The 15,256-nt window shown below is 72.1% G+C and carries 18 protein-coding genes; 6 read left to right on the forward strand and 12 right to left on the reverse strand.

What is annotated here, in order from left to right; all coding sequences use genetic code 11:
* Positions 1-13: 13 nt before the first annotated feature.
* Both DFJ69_RS00610 and DFJ69_RS00615 read right to left on the reverse strand, forming a co-directional pair.
* Positions 14-490 (reverse strand): Clp protease N-terminal domain-containing protein, encoded by a 477-nt coding sequence (locus DFJ69_RS00610; RefSeq protein ID WP_116020667.1) that lies wholly within the window; start codon positions 488-490, stop codon positions 14-16.
* Complete coding sequence (locus DFJ69_RS00615) at positions 490-726, reverse strand: hypothetical protein (RefSeq protein WP_116020668.1); 237 nt, start codon at positions 724-726, stop codon at positions 490-492. Before DFJ69_RS00615 ends, DFJ69_RS00610 begins: the two co-directional genes overlap by 1 nt.
* Positions 727-871: 145 nt before the next feature.
* Between DFJ69_RS00615 and pgfA the strand changes: the two genes are divergently transcribed.
* Positions 872-1,891, forward strand: a complete 1,020-nt coding sequence (gene pgfA / locus DFJ69_RS00620; RefSeq protein WP_170177494.1) for a cell envelope lipid trafficking protein PgfA — start codon at positions 872-874, stop codon at positions 1,889-1,891.
* 32 nt (positions 1,892-1,923) lie between these two features.
* Here the strand turns inward: pgfA and DFJ69_RS00625 are convergent, their stop codons facing one another.
* The 8 genes from DFJ69_RS00625 to DFJ69_RS00660 all read right to left on the reverse strand — a co-directional run bounded on the left by DFJ69_RS00625 (position 1,924) and on the right by DFJ69_RS00660 (position 9,105).
* A complete protein-coding gene (locus DFJ69_RS00625) occupies positions 1,924-2,901 on the reverse strand; it encodes a glycoside hydrolase family 113 protein (protein ID WP_116020670.1) in 978 nt (325 codons plus the stop codon).
* An 84-nt stretch (positions 2,902-2,985) separates the two neighbouring features.
* Positions 2,986-3,507 carry a VOC family protein gene (locus tag DFJ69_RS00630; RefSeq protein ID WP_116020671.1) on the reverse strand — a complete coding sequence of 174 codons (522 nt, stop codon included), beginning with the start codon at positions 3,505-3,507 and terminating at the stop codon, positions 2,986-2,988.
* A 267-nt stretch (positions 3,508-3,774) separates the two neighbouring features.
* Positions 3,775-5,244, reverse strand: coding sequence for a SulP family inorganic anion transporter (locus DFJ69_RS00635; RefSeq protein WP_116020672.1), 1,470 nt, complete (start codon positions 5,242-5,244; stop codon positions 3,775-3,777).
* A gap of 8 nt (positions 5,245-5,252) precedes the next feature.
* Complete coding sequence (locus DFJ69_RS00640) at positions 5,253-5,840, reverse strand: carbonic anhydrase (protein ID WP_116020673.1); 588 nt, start codon at positions 5,838-5,840, stop codon at positions 5,253-5,255.
* A gap of 142 nt (positions 5,841-5,982) precedes the next feature.
* Complete coding sequence (locus tag DFJ69_RS00645) at positions 5,983-6,408, reverse strand: hypothetical protein (protein WP_116020674.1); 426 nt, start codon at positions 6,406-6,408, stop codon at positions 5,983-5,985.
* Between the two features lie 135 nt (positions 6,409-6,543).
* A complete protein-coding gene (locus DFJ69_RS00650) occupies positions 6,544-6,777 on the reverse strand; it encodes a hypothetical protein (protein WP_245973898.1) in 234 nt (77 codons plus the stop codon).
* A gap of 136 nt (positions 6,778-6,913) precedes the next feature.
* Entirely contained in the window at positions 6,914-8,914 is a 2,001-nt protein-coding gene (locus DFJ69_RS00655; RefSeq protein WP_116020675.1) for a sulfatase, read from the reverse strand.
* The gene (locus tag DFJ69_RS00660; RefSeq protein ID WP_116020676.1) at positions 8,911-9,105 is read right to left on the reverse strand and encodes an SUMF1/EgtB/PvdO family nonheme iron enzyme; all 195 of its coding nucleotides are present in this window, start codon (positions 9,103-9,105) and stop codon (positions 8,911-8,913) included. The genes DFJ69_RS00655 and DFJ69_RS00660 overlap by 4 nt, the downstream gene beginning before the upstream one ends.
* A gap of 181 nt (positions 9,106-9,286) precedes the next feature.
* Between DFJ69_RS00660 and DFJ69_RS00665 the strand changes: the two genes are divergently transcribed.
* The 4 genes from DFJ69_RS00665 to DFJ69_RS00680 all read left to right on the forward strand — a co-directional run bounded on the left by DFJ69_RS00665 (position 9,287) and on the right by DFJ69_RS00680 (position 12,383).
* Entirely contained in the window at positions 9,287-9,859 is a 573-nt protein-coding gene (locus DFJ69_RS00665; RefSeq protein WP_147312157.1) for an MFS transporter, read from the forward strand.
* A 101-nt stretch (positions 9,860-9,960) separates the two neighbouring features.
* On the forward strand, positions 9,961-10,662 hold the full coding sequence (locus DFJ69_RS00670; protein ID WP_116020678.1) for a YcnI family copper-binding membrane protein: 702 nt from the start codon (positions 9,961-9,963) through the stop codon (positions 10,660-10,662).
* Positions 10,663-10,833: 171 nt separating this feature from the next.
* Complete coding sequence (locus tag DFJ69_RS00675; protein ID WP_116020679.1) at positions 10,834-11,874, forward strand: class I SAM-dependent methyltransferase; 1,041 nt, start codon at positions 10,834-10,836, stop codon at positions 11,872-11,874.
* A gap of 65 nt (positions 11,875-11,939) precedes the next feature.
* The gene (locus DFJ69_RS00680) at positions 11,940-12,383 is read left to right on the forward strand and encodes a pyridoxamine 5'-phosphate oxidase family protein (RefSeq protein WP_116020680.1); all 444 of its coding nucleotides are present in this window, start codon (positions 11,940-11,942) and stop codon (positions 12,381-12,383) included.
* 35 nt (positions 12,384-12,418) lie between these two features.
* Here the strand turns inward: DFJ69_RS00680 and DFJ69_RS00685 are convergent, their stop codons facing one another.
* On the reverse strand, positions 12,419-12,925 hold the full coding sequence (locus DFJ69_RS00685) for a PGPGW domain-containing protein (protein WP_116020681.1): 507 nt from the start codon (positions 12,923-12,925) through the stop codon (positions 12,419-12,421).
* 470 nt (positions 12,926-13,395) lie between these two features.
* On the opposite strand from DFJ69_RS00685, the gene DFJ69_RS00690 reads away from it, so the two are divergent.
* On the forward strand, positions 13,396-13,812 hold the full coding sequence (locus tag DFJ69_RS00690; RefSeq protein WP_116020682.1) for an SsgA family sporulation/cell division regulator: 417 nt from the start codon (positions 13,396-13,398) through the stop codon (positions 13,810-13,812).
* 39 nt (positions 13,813-13,851) lie between these two features.
* On the opposite strand, the gene sthA is transcribed toward DFJ69_RS00690, so the two are convergent.
* On the reverse strand, positions 13,852-15,255 hold the full coding sequence (gene sthA, locus DFJ69_RS00695) for a Si-specific NAD(P)(+) transhydrogenase (protein WP_116020683.1): 1,404 nt from the start codon (positions 15,253-15,255) through the stop codon (positions 13,852-13,854).
* Between the last annotated feature and the right edge of the window lies 1 nt (position 15,256).

A 15,256-nucleotide genomic window follows, 5' to 3' on the forward strand; every position in this document is an offset into this window, starting at 1 on the left:
CGGAGCGATGGGGCTACTCGCCGTCGGGGAGCGACTCCTGCGTGCGCCGGGCGAGATCTGCCCGGTCGACTCCCGCGAGGGCGAGCGCGCGCGGCACCGTGCCCGCCTTGAGGCTCAGGATCCCGAGCAGCAGGTGCGCCGGCCTCCGGGCGCCGCGGCCCACGGGGCCCACGCCGCGTTCGAGCGCGCGCTTGGCGGACTCGCCCACCTTGGACGGGCGGCGACCGCCGACCGGGCCCGGTAGGTCCCCGCCGGCGAACGACACCCCGGCCGCGGCGAGTCCCTGCCGGAACTCCTCCTCCAGCGCGTCCCGGAGGGCCGCGTGGTCGAGTCCGACCGAGTCGAGCAGCTCGCGCGTGCCGTCCTCCTGCTCGGCGGCGATCGCCAGCAGCAGGTGTTCGGCCTCGATGGTCGCCGATCCGGCCCGCCGCGCCTCGTCGGCGCCCCGCTCCATCACCGACCCGAGGAACGTGTCGAAGATCCGTGCCATCAGCTCCTCCTTCGTCGAAGCCCGACTCCGGCGGCGATCAGCCGCCGGGCGTGCTTCTTGTGCACCGCCTGCCGGGTGACGCCGAGCGCCTCGGCGACCTCCGGCCAACTCCAGCCGTCCCGCATCGCCCGTTCGACCGCGGTGTCCTCGAGCCGATCGGCCAGACGACGCAGCGCCACCACGGCGGCGAGCTCGTCGGCCGGGTTCTGCGAGACGGGGACCTCTCCATCCGACATACAAGCAACCTAGGTTGACTATGCACTCCTTGTCAACCCAGGTTGCTTATACGGGTGCACCCGCTGAGAATTCAGCGATGAACGGCCGGAGAGTCGCGCATATGCGTCATACCGGACGACTGTGAAGTGCGTCACCATGCTCACCATGTCGCCCCGCCCCACGAACACCCTCGTCGTGACCGTGCTGTGCGCGCTGGGCGGCTTCGCCCTCGCCCTGGCCCCGCTGTTGCGCGGTTACATCGCCGATCGCCTGGTGGTGATCCCGGTGAACCAGTACAGCAAGGTGACCCTGGTGGGAGAGAACGCCCGCTATCTGGACATCGGTCGGATGGCCATGGTCGAGGGGGCCTCGGTGGTCGTCACCGCCACCGTCCGCGGCGCCCCCGACTCCAGCAACGCCAGGACCGCCGTGTGGGACTCGTTCATCGTCGTCGAGGACGCCGAGACCGGCGCGGACCTGCGGGTCTCGCTGTGGCGGATGGCCATCGACCGCAAGACCGGCGAGCTCAGGAACTGCTGCGGGGCCGCCGTCGACAACGATCTCACGGTGCCGCAGTACGGGCTCGGCCCGCTCTGGCCCCTCGGCGACGTCCACAAGCGCGACTACGCCATCTACGATCCGGGCACCCGGCGGACCTGGCCGGCGCGCTTCGACGGAGTCGAGCGCATCGACGGGGTCTCGACGTACCGATTCGTCCAGCACATCAAGCCCACGCGGGCCGCCGAGTACACGCAGTTGCCGGGCGCGCTGCTCGGACTTGACGACGCCAAGCGCTACGACGCCGAACTCACCTCCGAGGCCCGGGTCACCGTCTGGGTGGAGCCGCGCAGCGGCGTTCCCGTGGACACGCGCCAGCATGTCGTCTCGCGCCTGCGGACCAAGGACGGCGTCGACCGCCGCACCGTCGCCGAGTTCGATCTGCGGATGGTCGAACGGGACCGCCGAGCCGGCGTGCGGACCGCCGACGAGGCCGGCGCGAAGATCGTGCTCGTCCGCACCACCGGTCCCCTGATCTCGCTGGTCGTGGGGCTGCTCCTGCTGGGTGCGGGTCTGTCCGTGGTCGCGCGGCGCCGCGGAGACCACATCGCGACCGACCTCGTGCCGCCCCCGGCCATCCCGACGGGAGCGGAAGCCGAGGGTTCGGACAGACGCCAGGACGCGTAGCCCCCGGGTCGCCGAAGGCGAACGGGACGGCGTCAGAGGTCGCCGTAGCGCCGGGCGACGTCGTGGAACGCCTGCTTGGGGTCCCAGGCCCACACGTCGTCCGGACGGACCTTGACGATGCCGAAGCCGGCCATGTCCAGGTCGTGCCGGGGATCGTCGGGCTCGTGGGGGAAGTCCGGCATGGCGAAGGTGAAGACGAAGCAGCCGTGGACGCCGTTCGCCGCGTAGAGGTCGATCAGTTCGGTCAGGTAGGCGGCCTGGGTGCCCTCGTCGCGAACGTGACCGTCCTTGACGTGGGGCCGGTCGGAGAACCACTTGACGATCCGGAACGAGCCCGGACCCCGTTCGTCGGCTCCGAGGTGGGCGCCGCATCCGAACTCGGTGATCACGACCGGTTTGTCCGTGCCCCGGGTCAGCGCCCGCAGCCGTTCCTCGTAGCCGGCGCGGTCGGTGCCGATCCGGTACAGGTTCACGCCGACGAGGTCGAAGTCGGTCCAATCGACCTTCTCCCAGCCGCCCGAGGCGTAGGTGATCGGGCCGCCGAAACGGCGCCGGGCGATGGTCAACGCCTCGGCGAGCAGGTCGTTCAACCTGCGGGTGATGCGCCGGTCCAGCAACCGTCGCAGCCGGGGCCGTACCAGGATCTGCAGGCGAACGAACACGCGCGGTCCCGGGATCATCCCCGGGGAGGTCAGCGAGAACTCGCTGCCCAGCATCAGGGTGACCCGGCCCGGGTGCCGCGCCCGCAGCTCCTCGGCGGCCGTCGCGGTCCGCTCGAGGTGGGCCAGCAGGTCACGGCGGGGCCTGTCGGCGCAGTACGGCCGGACGTACACGTCGAGGCCGGCGTCGAGCGCGGCGCGCGCGGCCGCCATGTGCTCGTCGGTGTCGGTGCCGATCAGCATCACCGTGGTGCAGTGCAGGTCCTCGGCGATGACCCGAAGGTTGCGACGGACGGCGTCGGCGGGCGCGTCCTCGATGGCGTAGGAGATCCCTTTGATGGCGAGTCCCATGAGTCCACGCTAGGAACGGGGCACGGAAGGCCGCATCGGCCACCCGGCCACGCCTTCGAGACCAAAGTCGAGGAACGCCGTGCCTCAGCCCCGGTCGAACGACCCGGCGGGCTTGATCAGTTCGAGGTTGACCCCGTCGGGATCGGAGAAGTAGGCCACCTGCGTGCCCGCGCCGTGCCGGGCGTGCTCCTCGGTGAACGTGAAGGGCGGCGCGTCGAACTCGATGCCGGCGGCGGTCATCCGGTCGTAGACGGCCTGCAGGTCGCTCACCTCGAAGCACAGGTGCATGGCCCCGGCATCGGTCGGCAGCGCCTTGGCCGTGCCCATCTCCGGATCGTCGAACTGGATCATGTCGATGTTCAGGTTGGACAGGCGCAGGGTCGCGTAGCGCAACCGGACGCCGCCCTCCCCGACGCGGTCGGCGACCTTGGGCCCGTACATCGCCTCCACGCCCTGCATGGGCTCGGTGACGAACGGGTCCTGGCCGGTCAACGCCCCGTAGAAGTGGATCGTGCGGTCGAGATCCCGTACGGCGATGCCGACGTGGTTGGCCTTCATCAGCGTGACGCCGAGGTCGGCGTCGGGCACGGTCTGCAAGGTGTGCATGGTGTGCGGTCCTTCCGTGAACGCTCGGCCGCCCCGGGAGCGGATCGACTTCCGGCCTCTTACCCAGGCAGAACACCCGAACCCGCCGCGACCGCGTCCCGCGCCGCCTGCGGGCCCGTGTCGGTGACCGTGAGCCGGTGCGGCCCTTGCGAAGAGGGCCCACCGAGCCCGTGACGGCACGTCGGCGGAGGGGGCGGCCGCCCGGCGGATGGTCCGTCGGGCGGCCGTGGGAACGAGCGTGATGACCGTGTGGCCTGGTCGGCCACGTCAGCGGTCGGCGCCCACCGGGTCGGGGGGTACGCGGACGCCGGGGGCGTTCGCCCGGTCGTGGCGGTCGGCCCAGGTGGTCAGGGCCGTCCGGCAGGCGTGGTCGAGGTGGCGGACGCCGGACAGGTCCAGGTCGATGGGCCTGTCGCGGGGCAGCGCCTCCAGGGTGTCGAGCATCTTGGGCAGCCGCAGGAAGGTCGCGTTGCCGGTGAGCGCCACGCGGATCCGGCCCTCGCCGTCGTCGGCGACCTCGAAGTGGACGTGCGAGGTCTCCCACGCCGACTTGACCACCGCCAGCAGCAGGCCCAGCAGGACGCCCTCGAACAGGTTGAGCGCGACGACGGCGACGGCGGTGCAGGCCAGGATGACCGCCTCGCCGCGGTGGTGCCGCCACAGCGGGAGCAGTCGCCCGGCGGGGATGAGCTTGCAGCCCGCGTAGACGAGGACACCCGCCAGCGCCGCGAGCGGGATGAGGCTCAGCGCGGCGGGGAACAGGGCGGCGAACAGCAGCAGCCAGACGCCGTGCAGCACCCGGGACGCCTTGGTGCGCCCGCCCGCCTGCACGTTGGCGGCGCTCCGCACGATCACGGCCGTCATCGGCAGCGCGCCGAGGACGCCGCAGACGGCGTTGCCGGTGCCCTGCGCCAGCAGTTCCCTGTCGTAGTCGGTGCGGGGGCCGTCGTGCATCCGGTCGACGGCGGCGGCGCTGAACAGGCTCTCCGCGGAGGAGATCAGGGCGAGGGCGATGACGCTGCCGATCACCCCGACCTCGGCGAGCCGGGCCAGTTCGTCCGTGCCCGGCGGCCGGATCACCCCGAGCAGTCCCTGCACGTCCAGGGTGGCGACCGGCAGGTCGAACGCCGCCGTGGCGACGACGGCCGCCAGGACCGCCGCCAGCGGCCCCGGCAGCGGCCGCGCCCTCGCGGGCAGCCGGGGCCACAGCACCAGCACCGCGACGGTGGCCGCGCCGACCGCCAGGGCGGCGCGGGACCCGGCGGAGCCGAGCGCGTCGCCCGGCAGACCGGGCAGGCCGGCGATCTTGCCGAGGCCGGATCCGGGGGCCTCGGTGTCGGCCATCGCGTAGACCTGGCCGAGGACGATGGTCAACCCGATCCCCGCGAGCATCCCCTCGACGACGGCGAGGGAGATGGCGCGGAACCAGCGTCCCAGCTTGAGGAGACCCAGCAGGACCTGGAGCAGCCCGGCGGCCAGCACCAGCGTCCCGAGCATGGGCAGCCCGTACCGGTGCACGGCCTCGAACACCAGCACGGTCAGGCCCGCCGCGGGACCGCTGACCTGGAGGCTGCTGCCCGGCAGCAGCCCGACGAGCAGACCGCCGACGATGCCGGTGACCAGGCCGAGTTCGGCGGGCACCCCCGAGGCCACCGCGATGCCCACGCACAACGGCAGCGCCACCAGGAACACCACGAGCGACGCGGAGACCTCCCGCCGCAGGACGGCGGGGCTCATGCGCGCCCTCACAACGGCAGGAACGTGTCGCGGGAGGCCCCGTGCGTGAGGACCCGTCCGGTGTGCACCTCGTAGAACCAGCCGTGCACGCCGAGGCCGCCCTCGTCCAACCGTTCACGGACGGCCGGGTAGGAGCGGAGCCGGTCGATCTGGGCCAGCACGTGCCGCTGGACCGCCAGGGAGAGGTCGCCGTCCTCCGCCTGAACGGAGGGCTCGGCCGCGTGGGACAGCCAGGTGCCCATGGCGGGGACGTCGGGCAGGTCGTCGCCGCGGACCAGGGCGCCCACGGCGGCGCACTGGGAGTGTCCGCAGACGACGATGTCGGCGACCCCCAGGGACCGTACGGCGAACTCGATGGTGGCCGCCTCGCCGGTGGGCCGTTCGAGGTCGTAGACGGGCACGATGCCGCCGGCCGTGCGGAGCTCGAACAGCTCCCCGGGCCGTGCGCCGGTGATCAGCGACGGCACGACGCGAGAGTCGGAACAGGTGATGAACAGCGCGAACGGGTTCTGGCCGTCCGCGTGACGGTGGAGCCGATCCCCTTGGGCGGCGGCTCGTGCGGGGAACGATCGGGCGTGCTCGATGAAAGTGCGCATGCGAAATTCCTCCAAGGTGCGTCGCGCCGCGCGAGACGGCCGGACGCGTCGATGGAGCGGACGGTGTTCCGAAAAGGGGGGACCGGCGGGGCCCGGGACATGCCGTGGCCGGGGCCGGTGCTGCACAGGGAGGGGCGCTCTGTCAGCGCCGCAGCACCTGGAGCAGGAGTGTCCGCGTCCCCGCGGGCCGTCGTTCGGTGCAGCGGGGACGGCAGTGGAAGCCGCGCGGTGGGGCGATGGCCCAGGAGCGCGGGGCGTCGAGGAACGACGCGGTGCCGCCGTCCGGCATCTTGACGAGACGGAGGCCGAGCGATTCGCAGCGCGGTCGGGCGTGACCCGTCCCGGGCTCCTCCTGGGAGGGGCCGTTCTCCGGGCACGCGTTCTGGGCGGCGCCGGTCAGCGCCTCCACCGGGACGGGGAACACCGCCCGGACGACCGAGGCGCCCGTCGGGACCGCGACCTCGGAGCCGGCGCTCAGCGGCGGGCCCAGGGTCAGCATCAAGCAGGTGCTCAACAGCCCGACGAGGACGACGACGGCGTACCGGAACCTCCCCCGCCGCGTCACCACCGCTCCGGCCTCCTCGACTCGGTAATGAGACCGAGAGTAAGGGACCGGACGCCCTCCGGGCATGGCCTCAGGTCAGAATGTGCACGAAATCATACCGATCCACATACTGTGCGTGACCAACGCCCGGGCGGGTCGTCAGCCGCCCATCTCCGACACCGCCGTGTCCAACGCCCGGGCGACCTTCTCCAGGGCCTCCGGCGACGGCCGCTCGTCCCCCAGCCTGCCGAGGACGTCCCGCCGTTCGGCGACCAGCAGTCCGCCCGCGTCCGTCCCGCCCCGCACCACCTCGGCGCGGCCGCCCACGATGACCAGCGCGGCCTCGGGGTCCCGGGCGTCCAGCAGTCGTTCGACGTGTTCAACGGTGATCATGATCGGAGTTCCCCGTTCCCCGTCGGCCTCCGTCGCCGGCCGGCGGCGTCCCTGTTCGGCGCTTCCCACGAGCTGGTGCCCGTTCCATCGCGCCACAACCGGGACGCCGGCTCACGGGCGTCCCGGTCGTGGTCGGTCAGGCCGTTCGGGCGGTGAGGCCGTCGAGGGTGACGGTGCCGTCGTCGAGGCGCACGCCCGCGGCGTAGCGGTACTGGGAGCGCACGGCCGGGTCGCTCAGGTCGAGCGCGCCGCCGGTGTCGGCGGTGAACAGGAACTCCCAGCCGTCTCCCTGGTCGGCGTAGGCCGTGGCCGAGGTGCCGCGGAGCACGAACGCATAGCGGGCGTCCGGTCCGGTGAGGTTTACGGTGCCGTCCAGGTTGTCCAGCGGCTCGGCGCCGGCGGTGATGAGCCCGCCGTTGACGCGCAGGTCCCAGCCGACGCGGCGCAGCCCGTTGTGGTAGCGGAACAGCAGGTAGTCGTCCGCGTCCTTGGCGAGGCCGACGAAGACCGTGTCCTGCGTGCCGGCCTCCGCGAACGTGCCCGGATCGAGCACGATCGCCACCGCGTCGGATCCCGGGGCGATCTCGGAACGGAACACCAGGTGCGTCATCTCGTCCGTCGTCACCGCGAGCCGCCCGCCGGCGACGGTGACCTCGCCGGCGTGCGAGGAGGCGGGCACCGGCAGCACGCTCCACCGCGCCGGGTCGGTGTCGAAGGGCTCATCGAGCTCGAGCGTCGGATAGTTCTCGGGCGTCGGCGGGGCGGGAAGGACGCCGACGTCGGCGATGTGCGCCTCGAGGAGGGCCCGCAGCCGTCGGGTCTTCGCGACGTGGTGCCCGGACACGTCGGTGGTCTCCCCCGGGTCGCGGCCCAGGTGGTACAGCTCGGTGCGCCCGTCGCGGAGGTGCTGCACGAGCTTGAACCGCCCGGACCGGACGGCGGCGTGCGGATGGGTCCGGCCGATGAAGTGCGGATAGACCCAGAACAGGGTGTCGCGGTCGACGGCGCCGGTGCCGGTGAGAACGGGGGCGATGCTCGTGCCGTCGAACGCGTCCCCCGGGTCGCCGCCGGCGAGGTCCAGGGCGGTCGGGAGCACGTCGATGGTGCTCGTGGGCGTGGCGTCCCTCCGGCCCGCGCCCACGCGGCCGGGCCAGTGGGCGACCAGCGGTACCCGGATCCCGCCCTCGTAGAGGTCGCCCTTGCCGCCGCGCAGGGGGCGGTTCGCGTCGCGGTACGGGCCGCCGTTGTCCGAGGTGACCAGCAGGAGGGTGTCGCCGGCCAGGCCGAGGTCGGCCAGCGCGTCGGCGATGCGGCCGACCTGTTCGTCGACGCTCTGGAGCATCGCGGCGAGCACCGGACGGTTCGGGGCCTCGTCGGCGCCCGGCTTGGCCCGGTACTTCGCGATCAGCTCCGGCTTGGCGGCGAGGGCCGTGTGCACGGCGTAGTTGGAGACGTGGAGGAAGAACGGCCGGTCGCGGTGGCGGGCGAGGTAGTCGACGGCCTCGGCGGCGAGCCGGTCGGTGAGGTACTCGCCCGGTTCGCGCGCCGGCAGTTGCGGCATGAAGGAGTACGGGTGGAAGTAGTCGCCGTCGGCGATGTACCGCTGCTCGGAGGCGATCACCTCGTCGAACCCGTGGGCGTACGGGTTGCCCGGCCGCCTGTCGTACCGTCCGCTGTAGGTCTCCGTGAGGTGCCACTTGCCGATCAGTCCGGTGGTGTACCCGTACGGGCCCAGCACGTCCGGCACGGTCGGGATGTCGGGCGACAGGTGCTTGTCACCGGCCGCGTTCTCGCCCCGAAGGAAATCGGTGATCCCGGTCCGCGCCGGGTAGCGCCCGGTGACCAGCGCCGCGCGGGTCGGCGAGCACAGCGGCGCGGCGGCGTACGCGTTGGTGAAACGCATCCCCTCTGTCGCGAGCCGGTCGATGCGGGGCGTCTCGTTGAAGGTGTTGCCGTAGCAGCCGAGTTCGTCCCAGCCGAGGTCGTCGATGGAGACGAAGACGATGTTCGGCGGACGGCGGCCGGGCCGCGACCGCGCCGCGCCGGCCTCCGTCGCGAGGGCGACGCTCAGCGCCGCCCCCGCGACGCCGCCGAGGAGGCCACGACGGGAGAAGCCTTGCTGGATCGTTCCACTCATGGGATGCCCTTCACTGCGTCGTTGGCTCGGCGGAAACCGATGTTCGCCGTGGCGGATGCGGCGGTGTTGCTCGACCGCGCCGCGACCCGGTACCGATGGCAGGACGAGTCGTGGCGCAGGAAGGAGTCGCCCCGCATGACGCGGGGGCGGCGGGGCTCGGGCGGCGTACCCCTCACCGAGGCGTCCCCCATGGCGAAGCCGCCGGTCGGACCCCCGCGACGGCGCGGACGCGCCGGGAACGCATGATCATATTACCTATATTGGAGGTAGGTAATATAGGGGTCAATCGTGTCTCGCCAGGTGAGATCGATGGGGCCGCCCGTTCCGTCGGCGGGGCGGTCGCCGGAGGGGTCTCCGAGGGGACATGGCACCATGTCAGCCGTCATGTCCCCCTCGCCGCCGCTCCGATCGGTGCGCGCGTCGGTCTTCGCCGCCGTGTGCGTGATCTTGACGTGTCTGGGGCACTGGACGGCGTCCGGCTCGGCGATGGGCCTCGGGGCGGTCGCGGCGGCCTTCTGCGGAATGCTGGGGCTCGCGTTCGTCCTGGCGGGCCATGAGCGATCCCTCGCCACGATCCTCGGCGGGCTGCTCGGCGGTCAGTTCGTGCTGCACGCCCTGCTCGGCGCGGGCCAGGCGCATCACGCGGGCGATCCTCTCGTCGTCTCGGACGAGGCCGCGAACGGACCCGGCATGGCGTTCGCCCACCTCCTCGCCGCCGCCGCGTCCGCGTGGTGGCTGCGCCGGGGTGAGCGGCGGGCGTGGCGGCTGGCGCGCATGGCGGCGGGGACCCTGCTGCGCCCGCTGCTGCCGATCATCGGTGACCCGGACGTCGCGGCCGGGCCGCTCGTCCCTTCGACCGACGCCTCCGCCGCACGGCCTCGCACGGCGTTCCTGAGGTACGCGCTGGTGCTGCGCGGGCCTCCGAGGGGTTCCCGGGCGCTCTGAAGCGCCCTCACGCCACGACCCCACCTCGTGGGGTTCGTTCCCGTGCGCCCGTCCTTCGACGGGCGTCGCCGCAGCGTTCCCGGAACCCTTGGAGATGTCCCATGTCCCCTCGCGTCCTTCGCCGTGTCTCGGCGATCACCGCTCTGTCCGCCGTCGCCCTGGCCGTCACGGCGGGGCCCGCACTGGCCCATGTCACCGTGAACCCCCGCACCGCCGAGCAGGGGTCGTGGTCGAAGGTGTCCTTCCGCGTCCCCAATGAGCGGGACGACGCCTCGACCACGAAGGTCGTCATCGAGCTGCCCGCCGACCACCCGATCGCCTCCGTGTCGGTCAGGCCCACTCCCGGCTGGACGGTGAAGGCGGACGAGACCCGGTTGGCCGTCCCGCTGAAGGTCCACGACGGCGAGATCACCACCGCCGTCACGAAGATCACCTGGTCGGGCGGGAGGATCGGGCCCGGCGAGTTCCAGGAGTTCGACGTCTCGCTCGGACCGCTGCCCACCGACACCGGGCAACTGGTCTTCAAGGCCGACCAGACGTACTCGGGCGGCGAGGTCGTCCATTGGAACGAGGAGCCGAGGGCCGACGGCACCGAGCCGGAGCACCCCGCCCCGGTGCTCGAGCTGACCGGGCCCGGAAAGCCCGTCACCACGGCCCGCGTCACGCCGGCGGCGGGGCCGAGCGTGACGGTCGACGCCTCCGACGGCACCGCCCGCGCGCTCGGCGGCATCGGCCTGGCGGCGGGCCTGGTCGGCCTGCTGCTCGCCGGCCTGGCGCTCACGCGGAGCCGACGGAACACCTGACCCGAGGCCCGGGGCGGGCGCCGGACCGAGCGATCACCGGCACCCCGACCGCGCGCACGATCCCCACCGGCTCGTCGACGAGCGCCCTCGGCGTCCGGTGGGGCGTGCGTGACGCGACACCCGGTGATTGTTACTCTCCGTGAGCACCAGTGCCGAACCCCCGAGGTGGACATGACCCTCATCACGGACCAGGACCTGCGGAGTCGGTACCGGGCCGACCTCGCGCAGGGCGTCGCGCGCTTCCTGGAGCCGCGTCGCCCCGACTGCCCCTGGTGCGGCTCGCACGCCCTGGAGGTCCGTCTGACCTCGCCGGACCTCGTCCAGGCCAAGCCCGGGAGGTTCGTCCTGGAGCGATGCCGGGACTGCGGGCACGTGTTCCAGAATCCGCGCCTCAACGAGGCCGGGCTGGACTTCTACTACCGGGACTTCTACGACGGGCTCGGCGCCGAGGCCGTCGAACGCGGGTTCGGGATGGCGCGCCGCTCGTACCGGCGGCGGGCGGAGATGCTCCGGGGCCACGCGGTGCCGCGCACCTGGCTCGACGTCGGCACCGGCTACGGGCACTTCTGCCGTACGGCCAAGGAGGTGTGGCCGCGGACCAGGTTCACCGGGCTGGACCGCGGTGAGAGCGTCATGAAGGCCCGGCGGCGCGGCTGGATCGGGGAGGCGCACCGGGGGTCGTTCCCCGAGCTGGTCCCCGACCTGGCGGGGCGTCACGACGTGGTCAGCATGCATCACTACCTGGAGCACACCACCGAGCCGCTGCGGGAGCTCGACGCGGCGGCGTCCGTCCTGGACCGGGGCGGGCATCTGCTGATCGAGCTCCCCGATCCGGAGTGCGTCTTCGGCCGGCTGCTCGGGAGGTACTGGATCCCCTGGTTCCAGCCCCAGCATCTGCACCTGATCCCGTTCGGCAACCTGGAACGGGCCCTCGCCGAGCGCGGGTTCTCCGTGGTGGCGGTGGAGCGCCGTCGGGCCGACATCGGGCACGACTTCGCGTTCGCCGCATGGGCGGCGCTCAATCGGTTCGGGCCGCGGCCGAGCCGACCCTGGAAGGTCGGCCCGCCCACCGCCGTCGACCGCGCCCGCCGGGTCGCCGCGCTGGGCCTCGCGGGGCCCGCGCTGCTGTCGGGTCTCCTGCTGGACGCGACCCTACGGCCGCTGCTGCCGCGCCACAGCAACACCTACCGCGTCCTGGCCCTGCGCACCTGACGGCGGACACCCGATGGCGGGTGTCCGGGGTCCCCGCCGGGGTAGCGCAGTAGCGAGGGGGGACCATGAATCAGGCAGGCGGGTCCGGAGGCGCGTCCCTGGGCCGGAAGCTGGAAGAGATCGACCGCGACGAGTGCCTGCGGCTGATCGCACCGGGCGGAGTCGGCCGGGTGGCCTTCGACGACGGGGAGGGGCCGACCGTCATCCCGGTGAACTACGCCGTGGAGGGTGAGTCGGTCGTGTTCCGCACCGCGACGGAGGGCCGGCTGAACCAGAGCCTGTCGACGGTGATGGCCGAGGCGGAGGTGCGGATCGCCTTCGAGGTCGACGCGTTCGACGAGACCGACCGGGAGGGCTGGAGCGTTCTCGTGCGCGGGGGCGCCCACCGGATGTCGGAGGAGGAGGGCGCCGACGCCGCCGGGGTGACCCCCTGGCCCGCCGGGGCCCGCGAGGCGTACATCAGGCTGTCCGCCAGGAGCGTCAGCGGGCGACGCGTCCGCCGGGAGTGACCGCGCGTCGAAAGAGGGCGGTGGCGGGGGTCCGCTCAGCCCTCCCACGGCGTGTAGTCGGTGATGTTCCAGGGCAGCGTGAACTTGTAGGTCATCAGGTAGGCGATGACCGCGGCCCCCACGAGCACACCGCCGACCACCGCGAGGATGGCGTTGCGCCGCTTGGTCCTGGGGTCGAGCGCCTTCTCCTTGGCCTTCTCGGCGGCGGCGCGGGCCTTGTGCAGGGCCCGCTGCGCCCAGGCGAACTCGGTGGCCAGGATGGCCAGGCCGAGGATGATGCCGAGGATGCCCGGCCCCGGCGCGATCATCATCACCAGACCGCCGACCAGCACCGTCACGCCGACCGTGAAGACGCCGATGCGCCACGTGGTGTTGAGCAGCCGGTTGCGCCGGATGAACTCGCGGAAGCGGGTGTACCGGCCGGTGACGGCCTCGGCGGTGTCCTCCGCGGCCTCCCCCAGCTCCTCGACGGCGTCCTCGACGGCCTCCGCCGCCTCCTTGATCGCGTCGGCCGGTCCCGACCGCTCTCTGTCCCGGTGCATCGTCACGCTCGTCCCCTGCGATCTCCCCCGGCGTGGCCGGCCAAGGTGGGTTGTGCCCCTTTGTCGATCCGATCAGCCTACTCACCGGCCGGGATGAGCGCCTCCGCCCCGAGGACCATCCCCGGACCACTCCACGGACCGAGGAGACCGATTGGCCACATTGGGACACTCGTGACTCCATCCGGCAACCTCGGACGGGTCCCCGATCGTCGGACAGGAGGGGACCGGCGGGTGTTCGGGCGCTCAGGGGGCCCTCAGCGCCGCACCACGAGCCGTTTGGTCCGTCTTTGCCCAGGTCAGAGCCTGAAATCAGGAGAGTGATATAGGTCACACCACAGCGTGGCGACGGAATGTTCCCACAAGTTCCCGCAGTTACGCGTCATAGATCGCGGGGATGTCCGGGGAAAGGGAGCCCGGCTCCCATGGACCGTCCCCGCGCGTCAGCGGGACCGACGTCTGAAGGATTGGCCATGAACAGCAGCACCATCTCAGCCGAGCTTGGCCTCCGGCTCGTCGTCCCCGACCGCACGACCGTTCCCCTGCTCGCGGAGGTGGAGTACGCCGCCGACGACCCGTACGCCATCCGGATGTCCTTCTACGTCGGCAACGACGAACCGGTGGAATGGATCTTCGCCCGCGAACTCTTGACGGTCGGCATCGTGCGCAAGGTCGGAGACGGCGACGTCCAGGTCTGGCCCGCCGAACCGGACGACGACCGGATCGTGCACATCTCCCTGTCCTCACCGTTCGGCGACGCCCTCTTCGAGGTGCCGCTGCCGCCGCTGGCGGACTTCCTGCACCGCACCTACCGGGCCGTCCCGGCCGGCCGGGAGCCCGAGTTCATCGACATGGAGGCCGAGCTGGAGAACCTGCTCTGGCCCTCCTGAGGCCTCGCCCACCGGAGGCCCTCCGGGGGCGGGCGCCCGTCACTCGCTGAGCAGCGCGATCTGCCGCATCTTGTTCATCGCGTCGAGCGCGGCCACCTTGTACGACTCCGCCAGCGTCGGATAGTTGAAGACCGCGTCGACCAGGTAGTCCACCGTTCCCCCGCAGCCCATCACGGTCTGTCCGATGTGGACCAGTTCGGTGGCCCCGGTCCCGAAGACGTGGACCCCCAGCAGGGAACGGTCCTCCGGGGACACCAGCAGCTTGAGCATCCCGTACGAGTCGCCGATGATCTGCCCCCGGGCCAGCTCCCGATAGCGCGACACCCCCACCTCGAACGGCACCTTGCCCGCCGTCAGCTCGTCCTCGGTGCGGCCCACGAAGCTGATCTCCGGAATGGTGTAGATCCCGATCGGCTGCAGCTCGTGGATCTCGTGCACCGACTCCCCGCAGGCGTCGTGCGCCGCCAGCCTGCCCTGCTCCATCGACGTGGCCGCCAGGGAGGGGAAGCCGATCACGTCGCCCACCGCGTAGATGTGCGGCACGGCGGTGCGGTAGCGCCCGTCCACCGCGATCCGGCCCCGCCCGTCGGCGGTCAGCCCGGCCGCCTCGAGGCCCAGCGCGTCGGTCATCCCGTGCCGGCCGGCGGAGTACATCACGGTGTCGGCGGGGATCCGCTTGCCGCTCTCCAGGACGGTGATGGTGCCGCGCGGGCGCTTCTCCACCGCCTGCACGGTCTCGCCGAACCGGAAGGTGACCGCCTGGTCGCGCAGGTGGTACTTGAGCGACTCCACGATCTCCAGATCGCAGAACTCCAACATCCGCTCGCGGCGCTCGACCACCGTGACCTTGGTGCCGAGGGCGGCGAACATCGAGGCGTACTCGATGCCGATCACCCCGGCGCCGACGACGACCATGGTCGCCGGGACCTGCTCCATGCGGATGATGCCGTCGGAGTCGATGATGGTGTGGTCGTCGAACTCCACCGTGGCCGGCCGGGCCGGACGGGTGCCGGTCGCGATGACGATCTTCTCCGCGGTGACCTTGCGCTCCTGGCCGCCGCCGTCGGCGATCCCGACCGAGTGCGGGTCCAGGAAGCGCCCGGAGCCGTTGAGCACGGTGATCCGGTTGCGGGCGAGCTGGCTGCGGATCACGTCGACCTCGCGCCCGATCACGTGCTGGGTGCGCATGCCCAGGTCGGCGACGGTGATCTCGTCCTTGACCCGGTAGCTCTGCCCGTACAGCTCGCGTTGATTGAGCCCGGTGAGGTACATGACGGCCTCACGGAGGGTCTTGGACGGGATCGTCCCCGTGTTGATGCAGACACCCCCCATCATGGTGCGCTTGTCCACGACCGCGACGCGGCGTCCGAGCTTGGCCGCGGCGATCGCCGCGCGCTGCCCGCCGGGTCCCGATCCGAGCACGAGGATGTCGAAGTCGTACACG

Origin of the sequence: Thermomonospora umbrina (assembly GCF_003386555.1) — a bacterium.
Lineage (GTDB): Bacteria > Actinomycetota > Actinomycetes > Streptosporangiales > Streptosporangiaceae > Thermomonospora > Thermomonospora umbrina.